Here is a 16278-nt window from a genome sequence, read left to right on the forward strand (position 1 = left end):
TCAGGCGGGTGCCGCGAGCTGCGCACTCGGGTGCGAGCGGAGGGCCCCGAGGATGGCGGACTCGACCAGGTCCCAGTCATGGATGACGAGCGCGTAATCGAAGCGCAGCGTCACGTAGCCCCACGACGCCGCGTTCGCATCTCGCGCGAGGTCCTTGTGGCGCTTCTCCGTGCCGTGGTGATTGGCGCGGCCGTCGAGCTCGACGATGAGCCGGTCGCCGATGAGCGCGTCGACGACACCGACCCCGAGGATCGAAACCTGGGTTCTCACCCGGAGGCCGAGTTTCCGGAGGCGCCAACGCAGCAGCGACTCGAGCCCGCTGTCGGCATCCGTACGGGCGAGGCTCAGCGCCTCTCGACCGCGGGCGTTGGTGTGCTTCCGAAGCCACCGCAGGTCGGCCGTCGTGAGCCGGCCCTGTCGCAGCGCGGACTCCAGCGTGACGAAGAAGTGCTCGGGCCCGCGGCATCCGAGGATCTGGCGCAGCACCTGGCGGAGCGGAAGAGGACCGGATGCCGCGGGGCGCGCGTCTCGGTCCCAGTGCTCGACGCATCCGCATGCCGAGTCGTGGTGGGCTCGCTGGCCGGTCTTCAGCCACACATGCGGCTCGTGGTCGTCGTCGAGCGTCCACAGGCCGTGGTGGCGTGCGGCCGTCACGCATGCCATCGAACCGCCGTGCGCCGCGACGGCCCGGAGGGAGGCGCAGGCGCCCGGCGCCGCACACACGCCGATCCGGATGCGGCTGAGCCGACCGGAATCGACCGCCACCGCGATCTCGCGACGCGTCAGCCCGTCGGCGCGGAGTTCCCGAGTGGTGAAGATCGACCGTGACTCGCACATCCCCTCACCGTGGTCCGATGAGTACCGGCCGATCGGCGGCGTGGCGGGTTGTGTGCACGGCGGTGGTGCTCTCGACGTCGTGCAGGAGCGGCCCGCCGGGGAGAGCCGGTTCCGAGATGCAAGGCATCCTGCCCGACACCCCGGGCCAGCGGCATCCTCGTCGGCGTGTTCGCCCCGATCACTTGCATCCGGGCACCGCGCCCCCGTACCGGGATCCATCCACCGGGCCGGGGATCCACCCCACCGGGGCCGGGTTGCAAGGTGGAGACGGCGACGCGCCGGGCGAGGAGTTCTCGCACCGGCGCGTCGCGCACCATCGCTTGCATCCGGGCACCGGGCACCGGGCACCGGGCACCGGGCACCCGGGCAAGGGGCGCAAGCCGGCGCGCCGCCCGTTCAGATCACCCGAAGCGGCCGGAGACGTAGTCCTCGGTCGCCTGGACGGACGGGGTGGTGAAGATCGAGGTGGTGTCGTCGTACTCGATCAGCTTGCCCGGCTTGCCGGTGCCGGCGATGTTGAAGAACGCCGTCTTGTCGCTCACCCGCGAGGCCTGCTGCATGTTGTGGGTCACGATGACCACGGTGTAGTCGCTCTTGAGCTCCTGGATCAGCTCCTCGATCGCGAACGTCGAGATCGGGTCGAGCGCCGAGCAGGGCTCGTCCATGAGCAGGACGTCGGGCGAGACCGCGATGGCCCGCGCGATGCACAGGCGCTGCTGCTGACCGCCCGAGAGGCCTGAGCCGGGCTTGTCGAGGCGGTCCTTGACCTCGTTCCAGAGGTTCGCGCCGCGCAGCGACTTCTCTACGAGGGCGTCGGAGTCCGACTTCGAGATGCGCCGGTTGTTGAGCTTGACGCCCGCCAGCACGTTCTCGCGGATCGACATCGTCGGGAACGGGTTGGGTCGCTGGAAGACCATGCCGACCTGACGACGCACGAGCACCGGGTCGACTCCCGGACCGTAGAGGTCGTCGCCGTCGAGCAGCACGCTGCCCTCGACGCGCGCGCCGGGGATGACCTCGTGCATGCGGTTCAGGGTGCGCAGGAACGTCGACTTGCCGCAGCCCGAGGGGCCGATGAACGCGGTGACGCTGCGGGGTTCGATGTCGAGGGCGACACCCTCGACGGCGAGGAAGTCGCCGTAGTAGACGTTGAGGTCGTTGACTTCGATGCTCTTTGACACGGAGGTTCTCTCTTTCGGCTCAGCGGCCGGTCTTGGGTGCGAAGAACTTGGCGATGAGACGCGCCACGAGGTTCAGCAGCATGACGATGACGATGAGGGTCAGGGCCGACGCCCACGCGCGGCCGATGAAGGCCTCGGCGGGGATGCCCTGGTTCATGTACTGGGTGTAGGTGAAGACCGGCAGGGTCTGCATACGGCCGTTGAAGAGGTCGTAGTTCATGGATGCCGTGAAGCCCGCGGTGATCAGCAGCGGCGCGGTCTCGCCGATGACGCGCGAGATCGACAGCATGACACCGGTCGTGATTCCCGCGATGGCGGTGGGGAGGACGACCTTTGCGATGGTGAGCCACTTGGGCACACCGAGTGCATACGAGGCCTCGCGCAGTTCGTTGGGAACGAGACGGAGCATCTCCTCCGTCGAGCGCACGACGACCGGGATCATCAGCACCGCCAGGGCCACCGAACCCATGATGCCGAGGCGGACGCCGGGGCCGAGGAACAGGGCGAACAGGGCGTATGCGAACAGGCCGGCCACGATCGAGGGGATGCCGGTCATGACGTCGACGAGGAACGTGATGCCCTGCGCGAGGCGCTTTCCCTGGCCGTACTCGATGAGATAGATCGCCGTGAAGATGCCGATCGGGATCGAGATGATCGCTGCAGCGAGCGTGATGAGGACGGTGCCCATGATCGCGTGGAGCGCGCCGCCGCCCTCGCCGACCACGTTGCGCATCGACGAGCTGAAGAACTCGCCGCTCCAGCTGGGGGCGCCGAGGGTGATGACGGTGAAGGCCACGGAGACCAGCGGCACCATGGCGATGAGGAACGCCACCGTCACGACGCCCGTCACCAGACGGTCGACCGACTTGCGGCGGCCCTCGACGGCGGCCGAGACCGCCGCGATGAGGACGAGGTAGGCCACGGCCGAGAGGATCAGCCAGCCGGGGACGTTGAATCCCTCGCCGCCCGCTGCCGCGACGACGGCGAAGAAGACGCCGACGACGACGAGGGAAGCGCCCAGGATGCCCCAGGGTGCCCACTTGGGCAGGTGCCCGGTGGTGAGGCTCGTCGAGGCGGGGCGCGCCGACGTGCTCGGGGGAGTGATCGTCGTGGTCATGTCAGTTGGCCCCCGAGAATTCCTTGCGGCGGCTCACGATGTAGCGAGCGACCGCGTTCACCGCGAAGGTGACGACGAAGAGGATGAGGCCCGTGGCGATGAGGACGTTGACGTTCGTCCCATACGCCTCGGGGAAGGTCAGTGCGATGTTCGCGGCGATCGTCGAGGGGTTGCCCGCGGTGAAGAGTGCGAAGGTGACCCCGCCCGAGACCGAGAGCACCATGGCGACGGCCATGGTCTCGCCCAGCGCGCGGCCGAGGCCGAGCATGGCGGCCGAGACGATGCCGCTGCGGGCGAACGGGAAGACGGCCATGCGGATCATCTCCCAGCGGGTCGACCCGAGGGCGAGCGCCGCCTCTTCGTGGAGGGTCGGGGTCTGGAGGAAGATCTCGCGGCAGATGGCGGTGATGATCGGAGTGACCATGACCGCCAGAACGACGGAGGCGGTGAAGATCGTGCGCCCCGTGCTCGAGACGGGACCGGAGAAGAGGGGGAACCAGCCGGCGTTGTCGACGAACCAGGTGTAGATCGGCTGAACGGCCGGGGCGAGGACGCCGATGCCCCAGAGGCCGAAGACGACCGAGGGAACGGCCGCGAGCAGGTCGACGACGTATCCCAGCGCCTGCGCGAGGCGGCGGGGGGCGTAGTGCGAGATGAAGAGCGCCACGCCGAGCGAGAGCGGCACGGCCATGAGCAGCGCGAGGGCGGCCGCCCAGACCGTGCCGAAGACGAGTGGCCCGACGTACGACCAGAAGTTGTCGGGCAGGATCGATGCGTCTTCGTTGGTGGCGACGAAGGCGGGCAGCGACTGGATGACCAGGAAGATCGCGACCGCAGCGAGGGTCACGAGGATCATCGAGCCGGCGAAGAGCGCGGTACCGGAGAACCAGCGGTCGCCCGCTCGTGTCTTGGCCGTGGGGGCCCCGGTGCGGGTGACCTCGGGTGTGGTGGTCATGGCTTCGATTCTGTGCGACGGGCGGGAACCGCGCGAGGTGCCCGGTCCGGCAAAGCCGGACCGGGCACCCGGAGCGTATTACTTGATGGCCTCGATGGCCTCGGTGACCTGCGTGCGCAGGGTCTCCGAGATGGGAGCCGAGCCGGCGGCGGATGCGGCGGCATCCTGACCCTCGGCGCTCGCAGCGTAGCTGAAGAAGCCCTTGACCATCTCGGCGGTCGCGGCGTCCTTGTACTCCGCGCAGCCGATCAGGTAGCTCACGAGGACGATCGGGTAGACGCCGGCCTCGGTGCTGGTGCGGTCGAGCTCGATCGCGATGTCCGTGGCGGCGCGGCCCTCTTCCTCGGGCGAGGCGTCGACGATGGCGGCGGCAGCCTCGGGGGAGTACTCGACGAACTCGTCGCCGACCTGGATCGCGACGGTGCCGAGGTCGCCGGCGCGCGAGGCGTCAGCGTAGCCGATCGTGCCCTGGCCGCCCTCGACCGCCGAGATGACGCCGGACGTGCCCTGAGCGGCCTCGCCGCCGAGGGCCGGCCACTCCTCGACCGAGCCGTCGGTCCAGACGTCGGCCGCGGTCTTGGCGAGGTAGTCGGTGAAGTTGCCGGTGGTGCCCGACTTGTCGGAGCGGTGCACGGGCGTGATCGCCGTCGCGGGCAGCTCGACACCCTCGTTGAGGGCCGTGATCGCCGGGTCGTTCCACGTCGTGATCTGGCCGGCGAAGATCTTCGCGAGCGTGACGGCGTCGAGGTTCAGCGAGTCGACACCGTCGATGTTGAAGACGACGGCGATCGGCGAGATGTAGGTCGGGAGCTCGACGAGGTCGGAGTCGGCCGCGCACGCCTCGAACGGGCCTGCGGTGATCTCGTCTGCCTTGAACGCGCGGTCCGAGCCAGCGAACTGGACGGCGCCGGCCTGGAACGACTCGCGTCCCGTGCCCGAGCCCGAGGGGTCGTAGTCGATCGTGAGACCGGGGTTCGCGGTCTGCAGGCCCTGCGTCCAGGCCTGGACGGCGACCTCCTGCGACGAGGCGCCGCCGCCGACGAGGTTGCCCTCGAGGGAGGGGGCGGCGGAGTCGCTCGAGCCGGCGCCGGCGTCGGGAGCGCCGCCTTCGTTTGCAGCGCAGCCCGCGAGGGCAAGAGAGGCCACGGCGGCCACGGCGCCCAGCTGGGCGAGTCGGGAGAGCTTCACTGTGTGAATCCTTCGCATGTTGTTGACGAGAACCCGGTGCAGGTTCGTCCCGAACGGTAGACACCGTCCCTTACGAGAGTGCGCTGTGGGGGTGAACAGAAGGTGAACGGGCCTCGCCAGCCGCGTGATGGCGGGCGACGCGCGCTCCGAATCGTTCACCTGCGGGCAGTACGGTTGCGCCATGGCGAAGACATCCAAGCAGGAACGCGCGGCACGCGAGGCCGTCGAAGAAACAGCTGCCGCGGCCAAGAAGGCCCGGAAGACCGCCAGGAAGCTGCCGAAGAAGATCGCTCGTCCGCTGGATGACGCCATCGACGAGGCGCGCGAAGCCGCTTCGGTGTCGAACAGGCGTGTCCGCACCTCGCCGAAGAAGGTGACGAAGCGGGCCCGTGCCGCAGCGGAGCGCCTGGAGAAGGCGGTGGACAAGGCGGTGCGACGCGCCGCCGAGAAGGCGCGACTGCGCGCCGAGGCGGAGCAGGCCGGGCTCGTGGCGCGCGAGGCCGAAGCGCAGGCTGCCGCCCAGAAGGCGGAGTCGAAGGAGCGGCGCCGTGCGGCGGCGAAGGCGGAGAAGGCCGCCGCACGTGCCGAGCTGGCCTCACGGCAAGCCGACGACGAGCTCGCCGTCGCACTGGGTGAGCCGGGCTCCGAGAACCACGCGGGACTCGAGCGCGAGTCCGCTGAGGTTCAGCCCGAGGTCGCGCCGCGCGACGATGCCGCACCGCAGGATGCCGCTGCCGCACTGTCGTCGCTGACGGTGGCGGAGTTGCGGGCGCGAGCCCGAGCCGAAGGCCTGACCGGGTACTCGCGCCAGACGAAGGCGCAGCTCGTCCAACGGCTCTCCTGACGGTGGCCGGCGTTGTGCAGCAGGTCCTCGACCGGCGCGATGAGGCCCCGCCCGAGCGAAGCCTCCTCGACATCCTCCGGGCGACGTCGGCGCGGCACCCGGAAGCATCCGCTCTCGACGACGGCTCGGGAGCCCTGAGCTACCGCGAGCTCCTCGCGCAGGTCGGACGCATCGCGGCGCGACTGCACGAGGCCGGGGTCCGACGCGGCGACCGCGTCGGTGTGCGGATGCCCTCGGGGTCGAAGGAGCTGTACCTCTCGATCCTCGGCATCCTCGCCGCGGGCGCCGCCTACGTCCCTGTCGACGCCGACGATCCCGACGATCGGGCACGGCTCGTCTTCGGCGAGGCACGCGTCCGCGGCGTGATCGGCGCTGCGGGGGCCTTCGTCGCCGCTGCCGACCCGCTCGACGGCGCGCCATCGGCCGAGCCCGACGCGGGCGGCGGGCTGTTCGCGGCCGACGCGCCGCATCCGTCGACACACGCGGTTTCGACGGTGCCGCAGCCGAGCCCCGACGACGACGCGTGGATCATCTTCACCTCCGGCTCGACCGGAGTGCCCAAGGGCGTCGCGGTCTCGCACCGGTCGGCGGCCGCCTTCGTCGATGCCGAGGCGCGCCTGTTCGTGCGGGAGAGCCCCCTCGGGCCCGGCGATCGGGTGCTGGCCGGCCTCTCGGTCGCTTTCGACGCCTCGTGCGAGGAGATGTGGCTGGCCTGGCGGCACGGGGCCTGCCTCGTTCCGGCGCCGCGCTCGCTCGTGCGGTCGGGCGAGGACCTCGCGCCCTGGCTGCTGCGTCAGGGGATCACCGTGGTGTCGACCGTGCCCACGCTCGCGGCGATGTGGCCCGCCGCCCTCATCGAGAACGTCCGTCTGCTCATCTTCGGCGGCGAGGCTTGCCCGCCCGAGCTCGCCGCACGCCTGGCCTCGGAGGATCGCGAGGTGTGGAACACGTACGGTCCGACCGAGGCCACCGTGGTCGCCTGCGCGTCTCCGCTCACGGGCGAGGGTCCGGTGCGCATCGGCCTGCCCCTCGACGGCTGGGCGCTCGCGGTCGTCGACGCGGCCGGATCGCCGGTCGCCGAGGGCGAGATCGGCGAACTCATCATCGGAGGTGTGGGTCTCGCGCGATACCTCGACCCGACCAAGGATGCCGAGAAGTACGCCCCGATGCCCTCTCTCGGCTGGGACCGGGCCTACCGCTCGGGTGATCTGGTGCGATTCGAGAGCGCGGGTCTGCTGTTCCAGGGGCGCGCCGACGATCAGGTGAAGGTCGGCGGTCGGCGCATCGAACTCGGCGAGGTCGAGGCAGCGCTGCAGGACCTGCCCGGAGTCTCCGCGGCGGCTGCGGCCGTCCGCACGACCGAGGCCGGTGTGCCCGTCCTCGTCGGATACGTCGCCGCCCCGCCGGACTTCGACCGTCTCGCAGCCCGCGCGCTGCTGGCTGAGCGTCTGCCCGCGCCCATGGTGCCGCTTCTCGCCGTCGTGGACGACCTTCCGGTGCGCACGAGCGGCAAGGTCGACAAGGCCGCATTGCCGTGGCCGCTGCCGGTCGACACCGCCGCGGGCGCCGACCTGACTCCCGCGGAGGCCTGGCTCGCACAGCAGTGGCAGGCCGTGCTCGGGATGCCGGTGCCGGGGCCGAAAGCCGACTTCTTCGACCTCGGCGGGGGTTCGCTGGCCGCCGCTCAGCTCGTCTCGCTGATCCGCACGCGCGTGCCCGAGTTCTCGGTCGCCGACATCTACGATCTGCCCCGGCTGGGCACGATGGCCAAGGCGCTCGGTCCGCTGCCGGCCGGTGAGGCCGACGCGAGCTACCACCGACCGCAGCCCACACCGCGCCGCACGCAGTGGCTGCAGACTGTCGCCGGCGTGCCGCTTTTCATCCTGTCGGGGGTGCGCTGGCTCCTGTATCTGCTGACGGCCTCAGCCATCCTCCGCCTGACCCCGGGCCTCGAGGTGCTGCCGGAGGTGCCCTGGCCGCTCCTGATCGCCGGGCTCGTGCTGTTCGCGACGCCGTTCGGTCGCATGGCGCTCGCCGTCGTCGCGGCGCGTCTCCTGCTGGCGGGCGTGCGCGCCGGCGACTACCCGCGGGGCGGAGCCGTGCACATGCGGCTCTGGCTGGCCGAGAAGGTGGCCGATCAGATCGACGCGGTCGGCCTCGCCGGCGCGCCGTGGGTGATCTATTACGCGCGCGCTCTCGGCGCACGGATCGGGCACGGGGTCGACATGCACTCCCTGCCCCCGGTCACCGGGATGCTCCAAGTGGGCGCGGGCGCCGCCATCGAGCCCGAGGTCGACCTCAGCGGGTACTGGATCGACGGCGACGTCGTTCGCATCGGCGGCATCCGGATCGGCGCCGAGGCGAGCGTCGGTGCCCGCAGCACTCTCGCTCCCGGCACCCGGATCGGTCGCCGCGCCGAGATCGCCCCGGGCTCCGCCGTGTTCGGGCGGGTGCGCGCCGACCAGACCTGGGCCGGTTCGCCGGCGGTCCGCGTCGGCGGCACAGCCGAGGACTGGCCGGAATATCGCGCGCCCGCTCCGAGGCGCTGGCTGTGGGCCTACGCCGCCGCGGCGGCGGTGCTCGCTCTGCTGCCGCTGGCTTCCTTCGCCGTCGGAGGACTCGTGCTCGCGCACGGCATCCGGGGTGCGGCATCCCTCGCCGAGGCGCTCGCGGGAGCCTTCGTCTGGCTGGCCCCGGCAGTCCTCACGGCGGGGGCCGTGTTCGCGTCCTCGGTGATCCTGCTCGTCCGGCTGCTGAGCATCGGGCTCGTCGAGGGCATCCACCCCGTCCGCGGCCGCGTGGGATGGCAGGCCTGGGCGACGGAGCGGCTGCTCGATTCGGCGCGGACCCTGCTCTTCCCGATCTACTCGAGCATGGCGACCCCGGTGTGGCTGCGGCTGCTCGGCGCCCGCGTCGGTCGCGACGTGGAGGCTTCCACGGTGCTGCTGCTCCCGGCGATGACCCGGATCGAAGACGGCGCCTTCCTCGCAGACGACACGATGGTGGCCTCCTACGAGCTGCACGGCGGGTGGCTGCGCATCGGGCCGGTGCGCATCGGCCGGCGAGCGTTCCTCGGCAACTCGGGCATGGCCGCGCCGAACCACCGGGTTCCGCGAGACGGCCTCGTCGCTGTGCTGTCCGCGGCGCCGCTGAAAGCCAAGGCCGGCACCTCCTGGCTCGGATCTCCCGCGGTCCGGTTGCGCCGGCTCACCTCCGACGCCGACGAGACCCGCACGTACCGTCCTTCCGCCCGCCTCCGCGTGGCCCGAGCGCTGTGGGAGCTGGGCCGGATCGTGCCGGTGTTCGTCACGTGCGCGGTGGGGCTCCTCGTGCTGTTCGCCCTTGCCGCGCTGACCGCCTGGGCGGGGCCGTTCGTCGCCCTCCTGCTGTCGGGCGTGGTGATGCTCGCTGCCGGGGCGGTCGCGGCGGCCGTGACCGTCGCGGCGAAGTGGATCATCGTCGGCCCGATCCGCGCGGGGGAGCAGCCGCTGTGGTCGTCCTTCGTGTGGCGCACCGAGGTGGCCGACACGTTCACCGAGATGGTCGCGGCCCCGTGGTTCGCCCGCGCCGCTTCGGGGACGCCGGCGCTGGCGGTATGGCTGCGCGCGCTCGGTGCGCGTATCGGCGCCGGGGTCTGGTGCGACAGCTACTGGCTTCCCGAGCCCGACCTCGTGGAGCTCGGCGACGGATCCACCGTCAACCGTGGGTGCGTCGTGCAGACCCACCTCTTCCATGATCGAATCATGAGCATGGATGCTGTCCGCCTCGAACCCGGCGCCACACTCGGACCCCACAGCGTGATCCTCCCCGCCGCGACGATCGGGTCGCACGCGACGGTCGGACCCGCGTCGCTGGTCATGCGCGGGGAGACCGTTCCGGTCGGTTCGCGGTGGAGCGGCAACCCCATCGGCCCCTGGCGCGCGGTGAAGGTCCGCGCTTACCAGTCGACGTCGTGACGGTCGCCACGACCACCGACGCGTATGCGCCGCAGTCGGGCGACGCGTCCTTCGACGTCGAGGCCTACGACCTGGCCATCACCTATCGCGTGCGCACGAACCGCCTCTCGGGCATCGCGACGATCGACGCCGTCGCGCGTGAAGACCTCTCTGCGGTGCACCTCGATCTCGTCGGTCTTCGCGCCGAGCGGATCGATGTCGACGGGCAGCGCGTGCGCGCCGTGCGGCAGGGACCGCGGAAGGTACGGATCGCGTTGCCGGCCGAGATCCTGGCGGGGGATGCCTTCACCCTGCGTGTCGCGTATTCCGGCACTCCGGCACCGCGCCGCTCGCGCTGGGGCGCCATCGGCTGGGAGGAGCTCACCGACGGGGCCCTCGTGGCCGGACAGCCGACGGGCGCACCGACGTGGTTCCCCTGCAACGATCGACCCGATGCGCGGGCGGCGATGCGGATCACGGTGACGACCGACGCCGACTACACGGTCGTCGCCACCGGCGTCGCGGGGCCGGTGACGCGGGCGGGGTCACTGCGCAGCTGGACCTTCACCTCGACCGTGCCGGTGGCCACCTACCTCGCGGCCGTCCACATCGGCCACTACGCCGTGCTGACGCTCGCACCCCCCGCGCGCGACGGCGATCCGGCCGTCCCCGTGCGTCTGGCCGTGGCAGTCGAGCACCGCGATGCCGCCCAGCGGGCCTTCGCCGAGGTGCCCGCGATGCTCGACCTGTTCGGTGAGCTCTTCGGGCCCTACCCTCAGGAATCGTGCTCGCTCGTCGTGGCATCCGACGATCTCGAGATCCCGCTCGAAGCTCAGGGCCTGGCGGTGTTCGGCCTCAACCACCTCGTGCCCGAGCATCAGCGGCTCATCGCCCACGAGCTCGCGCACCAGTGGTTCGGCAACAGCGTGGGCATCGGAGCCTGGCGCGACATCTGGCTGAACGAGGGGTTCGCCTGCTACGCCGAGTGGCTGTGGTCCGAGCACGCCGGGGGACCGACGTCCTCGTGGTGCGCGGCCGAGCATCACGCGCGTCTGACGGCCCTGCCCGCCGACCTGCTGCTGCGCGACCCCGGTCCCGACCTGATGTTCGACGATCGCGTCTACAAGCGGGGCGCCTTGGCGCTGCACGCGTTGCGCGTCGTCATGGGGGACTCCGCTTTCTTCGATCTCATCCGCGCGTGGACGGCGGGCAACCGCCATCGTCTCGCCGCGACGACCGACTTCCGCGATCTCGTGACCGCGCACGGCGGGCAAGCCGCGGCGCGCGAGCTCAGTGCGTGGATCGATCGGATGCCGCTGCCGCCCCTGCCATCGCCGTCGCGACACTGACGATCACCCCCGGCGGACCGTCCCGCCACTCCTCGACGCGGAGCGACTCCGCGCGGCCCGGGATCCGGGCGACCCAGCCGTCGCCGTCGAGCGACAGGCGCACGTCGGCGGGATCGACGAGGAGACCGCGACCATCGGCCTTCAGCGCCGACTCGACGCGGGTCCATGAGGCGGCATCCGCTCGGGTATCGCCCAGCGTCGCTCGCAGCCGGTCGAGTGCCGCCCGACCGAGAAGGCGAGGTTCCGCGTCGATGGCGAAGGCGGCGCGGGTCCCGGCGACGCCGATGATCGCCCACTCCGCCGCGTAGGAGACGGATACCGCCACCGCCACGTCGTTTGCGGCGTCGCCGGCCACGCGGACCGGGCCGTGCGGACCGCCGCACCGGGAGCACGACCGCACCAGGCGCGGTGCGACGACCCCGCGCTCTTCCAGGGCTTCCACGATCAGCCTCTCGGCCGTCGCACGCCTCCCGGCGGACGAGACCCGGCGCCACCGGATGTCGATGACCGGGGTCATCACACCTTGGGCATGTGCGTCTCGATCGCGATGATGCCGGCGCCGGGGTTCTCGCGGGGCAGATGCACCACCGAGAACGCCCCGGTCTCGAGCGCCGATGCGCTGCCGAGGTAGGAGCCGCGCAGCGTCCCGGTGGCGAGCGCCATCTCGCTCAACATGTCGGGGAGGACCGGCCCGTGGCTGCACATCACGACCGGTTTGCGCGCGCGCACGCGGTCTCCGATCACCGAACGGACATCGGCACGCCCGTTCTCCCAGGCATCCTGGGAGAGGGCATGGGAGCGGTCGACCCGCTTGCTGATCGCCGCGGCCAGCGGGGCCACGGTCCGCAGGCACCGCTGCGCGTCGGAGGAGACGATCCGCCGGACGCCGAACGCGACGAGCGGGCCCACGATGGCGTGCGCCTGCTTCTTGCCGCGCGAGGAGAGCGGCCGTGCGGCATCCTCACCGTCCCAGTCCTCACGGCTGACGGCCTTGGCGTGCCGCAGGGCGATGAGGGGGAAGGTGTCGATCGCGCGCTCATCCGCGAGGCGGACGAACTCGTCGAGGATCTCGATGTCGACGGGGTAGCTCAGCGCCTTGCGGGCTTTCCTCAGCCCCATCCATTCGAGGGCGGCGATCTCCTTGTTCGGCACGAAGGTCGACATCCGGATCGCCAGATCGGTCGCCTCGGCCGCCCAGTAGTGGACGATCTTCTGCTTCTTGCTCGGCAAGTGGTACTTCGACACCCCCACCGGCGGGCCGAGCCGTACCGAGATGCCGGTCTCTTCGCGGATCTCGCGCACGGCCGTCTCGGCGAGCATCTCGCCCGGCTCCACCTTGCCCTTGGGCAGGGTGAGGTCACGGTACTTGGTGCGATGGATGATCAGCACCTTCACTTTGCCGTCGACCCACCGCCAGACGACACCTCCGGCCGCGTAGACCGCGGTGTCGGTCATCGCACCGCCCGGGCCCGCCGACGCCGCTGGACGTGCGACATCGTGCGATCCTGCAGGTCGGTCAGCGGCTTGCCGTCGTCGTCGAACGCGTGACGCGTCCACACGCCGCCCGCACCCAGGTGCCACGAGCTCGTCGAGTCGCTCATGGCGAGGTCGAACAGCGTCGTCAGCTCCTTGACGTGCGCGGGTGCGACGACCCGCACGAGCGCCTCGACGCGGCGGTCGAGGTTGCGATGCATCATGTCGGCGCTGCCGATGTAAGCGGTCGTGTCGCCGTCGTTGTGGAACGTGAAGATACGCGAGTGCTCGAGGTAGCGACCGAGGATCGAGCGCACCGTGATGTTGTCGGTGACGCCGGGCAGGTCGGTGCGGAGCGAGCAGATGCCGCGCACCCACACGTCCACGCGCACGCCGGCCTGGCTCGCGCGGTACAGCGCGTCGATGATCTGCTCGTCGACCATCGAGTTGACCTTGATGCGGATGTGGGCGGGCTTCCCGTCGAGCGCGTTGCGGCGTTCGGCGTCGATGTGGCGCAGCAGGCCCTTCCGCAGATGGAGCGGAGCCACCAGCAGCCGCTTGAACTTCTTCTCGATCGCGTAGCCGCTGAGCTCGTTGAACAGGCGCGTGAGGTCGCGGCCGACCTGCTCGTCGCTCGTGAACAGCCCGAAGTCCTCGTACAGCCGGCTCGTCTTGGGGTTGTAGTTGCCCGTGCCGATGTGGCTGTAGCTGCGGAGCGCGCCGTCCTCCTCGCGGATGACGTGCAGGAGCTTGCAGTGGGTCTTCAGGCCGACGAGCCCGTAGACCACGTGGACACCGGCCTTCTCGAGCTTGCGGGCCCAGACGATGTTGGCGGCCTCGTCGAAGCGTGCCTTGACCTCGACGAGGGCGAGCACCTGCTTGCCGCGCTCGGCCGCGTCGATGAGCGCCTGCACGATGGGGCTGTCTCCCGAGGTACGGTACAGGGTCTGCTTGATGGCGAGAACGTGCGGGTCGCGCGCCGCCTGCTCGAGGAAGGCGACGACGCTCGTGGTGAACGACTCGTACGGGTGGTGCACGAGCACGTCGCCGGCGCGGATGGCGCCGAAGAAGTCGGTGCGTCCGTTCTGCTCGGCGGGCTGAAACGCCGTGGCCGTGGTCGGGACGTGCGCCTTGTAGCGCAGCTCGGGCCGGTGGATGCGTGCGAGGTCGAACAATCCGCGCAGGTCGAGGAGCCCCGGCAGGCGGTAGACCTCCTGATCGGTGATGTCGAGCTCGCCCAGGAGCAGATCGAGCGTGACGTCGTCCATGTCCTCGGTGACCTCGAGCCGGATCGGCGGGCCGAAGCGGCGACGGAGCAGCTCCGCCTCGAGCGCCTGGATGAGGTTCTCGGTCTCGTCCTCCTCGATCACGACGTCTTCGTTGCGCGTGAGGCGGAAGGTGTGGTGCTCGAGGATCTCCATGCCGGGGAAGAGGTCTTCGAGGTTGTTGGCGATCAGGTGCTCGAGCGGCAGGTAGCGCTTGACCGAGCTGCCCGTGTTCAGCTCGACGAACCGGGGGAGCATCGGCGGCACCTTCAGGCGCGCGAACTCCTGTCGGCCGGTCTTGGCGTTGCGGATGCGGATCGCGAGGTTCAGCGACAGCCCGGAGATGTAGGGGAAGGGGTGGGCCGGGTCGACGGCCAGGGGCATGAGCACGGGGAACACCTGTGCCTGGAAGTAGTCGTAGAGGCGCCCGCGCTCGGACTCGTCGAGGTCTTCCCACCCGACGATCTCGATACCGGCCTCGCGAAGGGCGGGCTGGATCTTCTCGCCCCACGTGCTCGCGTGCCGCAGCTGCAGGGCGTGCGCCTCGGCCGAGATGTCGGCGAGCACCTCCTGCGGAGCGCGGCCGACATTCGTGGGCACCGCGAGGCCCGTGATGATGCGCCGCTTCAGTCCCGCCACGCGCACCATGAAGAACTCGTCGAGGTTGCTCGCGAAGATCGCCAGGAAGTTCGCACGCTCGAGCACCGGCAGCGTCGGGTCTTCGGCGAGCTCGAGCACCCGCTGGTTGAACGCGAGCCAGCTGATCTCACGGTCGGTGTAGCGGTGGTCGGGCAGCTGCGCATCGACGTCTTCGACGGCGGGGTCGAAGTCGTCGTCGTCGGCGTCGCCCAGACCGGAGTCCAGAGCCTCGGTGTCGATCATCCCCTCATCATGGCAGTCCTGCGTGTCCTGCCGGTGAACGAGACGGAGAGTCAGCTCTGCGCGGCCTCGCGGCCGGGCGGCACGGGTTCGTCCTCGTAGACGTTGAAGCGGTAGCCGACGTTGCGCACGGTGCCGATGAGTTGCTCGAGATCGCCCAGTTTCGCGCGCAGACGGCGGACGTGGACGTCGACGGTGCGCGTGCCGCCGAAGTAGTCGTATCCCCACACCTCGCTCAGCAGCTGCTCGCGTGTGAACACCCGTGACGGGTGCGTCGCGAAGAAGTGCAGGAGCTGGAACTCCTTGTAGGTGAGGTCGAGCGGTCGCCCGTGCACCTTCGCGGAGTACGACGACTCGTCGATCGTGATCCCGGACGTCTGGATGCGGCTCGAGACCGCCTCCTTGCTGACGCGCCCGATCGCGAGGCGGATGCGGGCATCGATCTCGGCCGGGCCCGCGGTGGCGAGGATCACGTCGTCGACGCCCCAGTCGGTCGACACCGCGGTGAGACCGCCCTCGGTGATGATGAGCACGAGGGGTGCGTCGATACCGGTGCTGCCGAGGATCTTGCACAGCGACTTCGCGCCGACCAGGTCGTGCCGCGCATCGACGAAGACGACCTCGGCGCTGGGCGCGTTGACCAGCTGCGCGGGCTCGGCGGGGATCTGACGGACCCGGTGGCTGAGCAGCTCGAGCGCCGGGAGCGCGAGACCACCGGCGTGCGTGGAACTCAGGACGAGAAGCTGTGCCAACGGGGATTCCTCCGGGAGCGGCCGGGACGTGACCTCATCTTAGGCGTTCGCCGGGCGCGCCCCGCGCGCACCGTCGCGCCGAGCGGCGGGGTGGGGAAGAATGGACCCCGTGACCACGCCCGATCTCGCACCGCCGCGCACCATCGCCGGAGTCATCGCCGTCTGGATCACCGCGGCGGTGGCCGCCGTCCTGGTGGGGATCCTCGCGCCCGTCGACGAGCGGGCGATGTGGATGCCGGTGGCGCTGGGCGGCTGCTTGATCGTCGCCTTCAGCATCCAGCTCGCGCTCGGGCGGTCGCGCGGCTTCATCGAGCGGGTCGCCGTGAGCGTGCTCGGGGCCCTGTTCGTCATGGGCTTCATCGGCATCGGATTCACCCTGTCTGCGCTCGTGTCGGTCTGAGCCCGACCGCGCGGGCGCAGAGCCTCGCGCGGGCTTAGAGTAGAGGCATGGACCTCCTCGCGCTCGAAATCTTCTACGTGGGCCTGCTCGGACTGGCGTCGCT

At 70.6% G+C, this 16278-nt stretch carries 13 protein-coding genes; 4 read left to right on the plus strand and 9 right to left on the minus strand.

From position 1 onward, the window contains the following. From ACPYN5_RS03070 to pstS, 5 genes are all read right to left on the minus strand, one after another. The gene (locus ACPYN5_RS03070) at positions 1 to 837 is read right to left on the minus strand and encodes a DUF559 domain-containing protein (protein WP_424447504.1); all 837 of its coding nucleotides are present in this window, start codon (positions 835 to 837) and stop codon (positions 1 to 3) included. Between the two features lie 401 nt (positions 838 to 1238). Continuing rightward, on the minus strand, positions 1239 to 2018 hold the full coding sequence (pstB, locus tag ACPYN5_RS03075) for a phosphate ABC transporter ATP-binding protein PstB (protein WP_424447505.1): 780 nt from the start codon (positions 2016 to 2018) through the stop codon (positions 1239 to 1241). 19 nt (positions 2019 to 2037) lie between these two features. Then, the gene (gene pstA / locus ACPYN5_RS03080) at positions 2038 to 3135 is read right to left on the minus strand and encodes a phosphate ABC transporter permease PstA (RefSeq protein WP_424447506.1); all 1098 of its coding nucleotides are present in this window, start codon (positions 3133 to 3135) and stop codon (positions 2038 to 2040) included. Position 3136: 1 nt separating this feature from the next. Beyond that, on the minus strand, positions 3137 to 4090 hold the full coding sequence (gene pstC, locus ACPYN5_RS03085) for a phosphate ABC transporter permease subunit PstC (RefSeq protein WP_424447507.1): 954 nt from the start codon (positions 4088 to 4090) through the stop codon (positions 3137 to 3139). A gap of 78 nt (positions 4091 to 4168) precedes the next feature. Then, the gene (gene pstS, locus ACPYN5_RS03090) at positions 4169 to 5278 is read right to left on the minus strand and encodes a phosphate ABC transporter substrate-binding protein PstS (RefSeq protein ID WP_424447508.1); all 1110 of its coding nucleotides are present in this window, start codon (positions 5276 to 5278) and stop codon (positions 4169 to 4171) included. A gap of 181 nt (positions 5279 to 5459) precedes the next feature. Here pstS and ACPYN5_RS03095 point away from each other — a divergent pair, with 181 nt between their 5' ends. From ACPYN5_RS03095 to ACPYN5_RS03105, 3 genes are read left to right on the plus strand one after another with little or no spacing between them, the layout of a single operon-like run. Continuing rightward, on the plus strand, positions 5460 to 6122 hold the full coding sequence (locus ACPYN5_RS03095) for a hypothetical protein (protein ID WP_424447509.1): 663 nt from the start codon (positions 5460 to 5462) through the stop codon (positions 6120 to 6122). Positions 6123 to 6124: 2 nt separating this feature from the next. Then, positions 6125 to 10078 carry a Pls/PosA family non-ribosomal peptide synthetase gene (locus ACPYN5_RS03100; RefSeq protein WP_424447510.1) on the plus strand — a complete coding sequence of 1318 codons (3954 nt, stop codon included), beginning with the start codon at positions 6125 to 6127 and terminating at the stop codon, positions 10076 to 10078. Further along, positions 10075 to 11406 (plus strand): M1 family metallopeptidase, encoded by a 1332-nt coding sequence (locus tag ACPYN5_RS03105; protein WP_424447511.1) that lies wholly within the window; start codon positions 10075 to 10077, stop codon positions 11404 to 11406. Before ACPYN5_RS03100 ends, ACPYN5_RS03105 begins: the two co-directional genes overlap by 4 nt. Here the strand turns inward: ACPYN5_RS03105 and ACPYN5_RS03110 are convergent. The 4 genes from ACPYN5_RS03110 to ACPYN5_RS03125 are packed head-to-tail and all read right to left on the minus strand — an operon-like array spanning position 11348 to position 15775. Further along, on the minus strand, positions 11348 to 11923 hold the full coding sequence (locus tag ACPYN5_RS03110; RefSeq protein ID WP_424447512.1) for a 4'-phosphopantetheinyl transferase family protein: 576 nt from the start codon (positions 11921 to 11923) through the stop codon (positions 11348 to 11350). The two genes, ACPYN5_RS03105 and ACPYN5_RS03110, sit on opposite strands and share 59 nt — an antisense overlap. Further along, positions 11923 to 12861, minus strand: coding sequence for an NUDIX hydrolase (locus ACPYN5_RS03115; RefSeq protein ID WP_424447513.1), 939 nt, complete (start codon positions 12859 to 12861; stop codon positions 11923 to 11925). The genes ACPYN5_RS03110 and ACPYN5_RS03115 overlap by 1 nt, the downstream gene beginning before the upstream one ends. Beyond that, positions 12858 to 15026: an RNA degradosome polyphosphate kinase gene (locus ACPYN5_RS03120; RefSeq protein ID WP_424447514.1), complete on the minus strand. Its 2169-nt coding sequence runs from the start codon at positions 15024 to 15026 to the stop codon at positions 12858 to 12860. Before ACPYN5_RS03120 ends, ACPYN5_RS03115 begins: the two co-directional genes overlap by 4 nt. Positions 15027 to 15076: 50 nt before the next feature. Then, positions 15077 to 15775 carry a winged helix family transcriptional regulator gene (locus ACPYN5_RS03125; protein WP_424447515.1) on the minus strand — a complete coding sequence of 233 codons (699 nt, stop codon included), beginning with the start codon at positions 15773 to 15775 and terminating at the stop codon, positions 15077 to 15079. 109 nt (positions 15776 to 15884) lie between these two features. Here ACPYN5_RS03125 and ACPYN5_RS03130 point away from each other — a divergent pair, with 109 nt between their 5' ends. Then, positions 15885 to 16175, plus strand: coding sequence for a hypothetical protein (locus ACPYN5_RS03130; protein ID WP_424447516.1), 291 nt, complete (start codon positions 15885 to 15887; stop codon positions 16173 to 16175). The last annotated feature ends 103 nt before the right edge of the window (positions 16176 to 16278 follow it).

It is taken from the genome of Microbacterium arborescens, from assembly GCF_049707515.1.
In the GTDB taxonomy this organism is placed as follows: Bacteria; Actinomycetota; Actinomycetes; order Actinomycetales; family Microbacteriaceae; genus Microbacterium; species Microbacterium arborescens_B.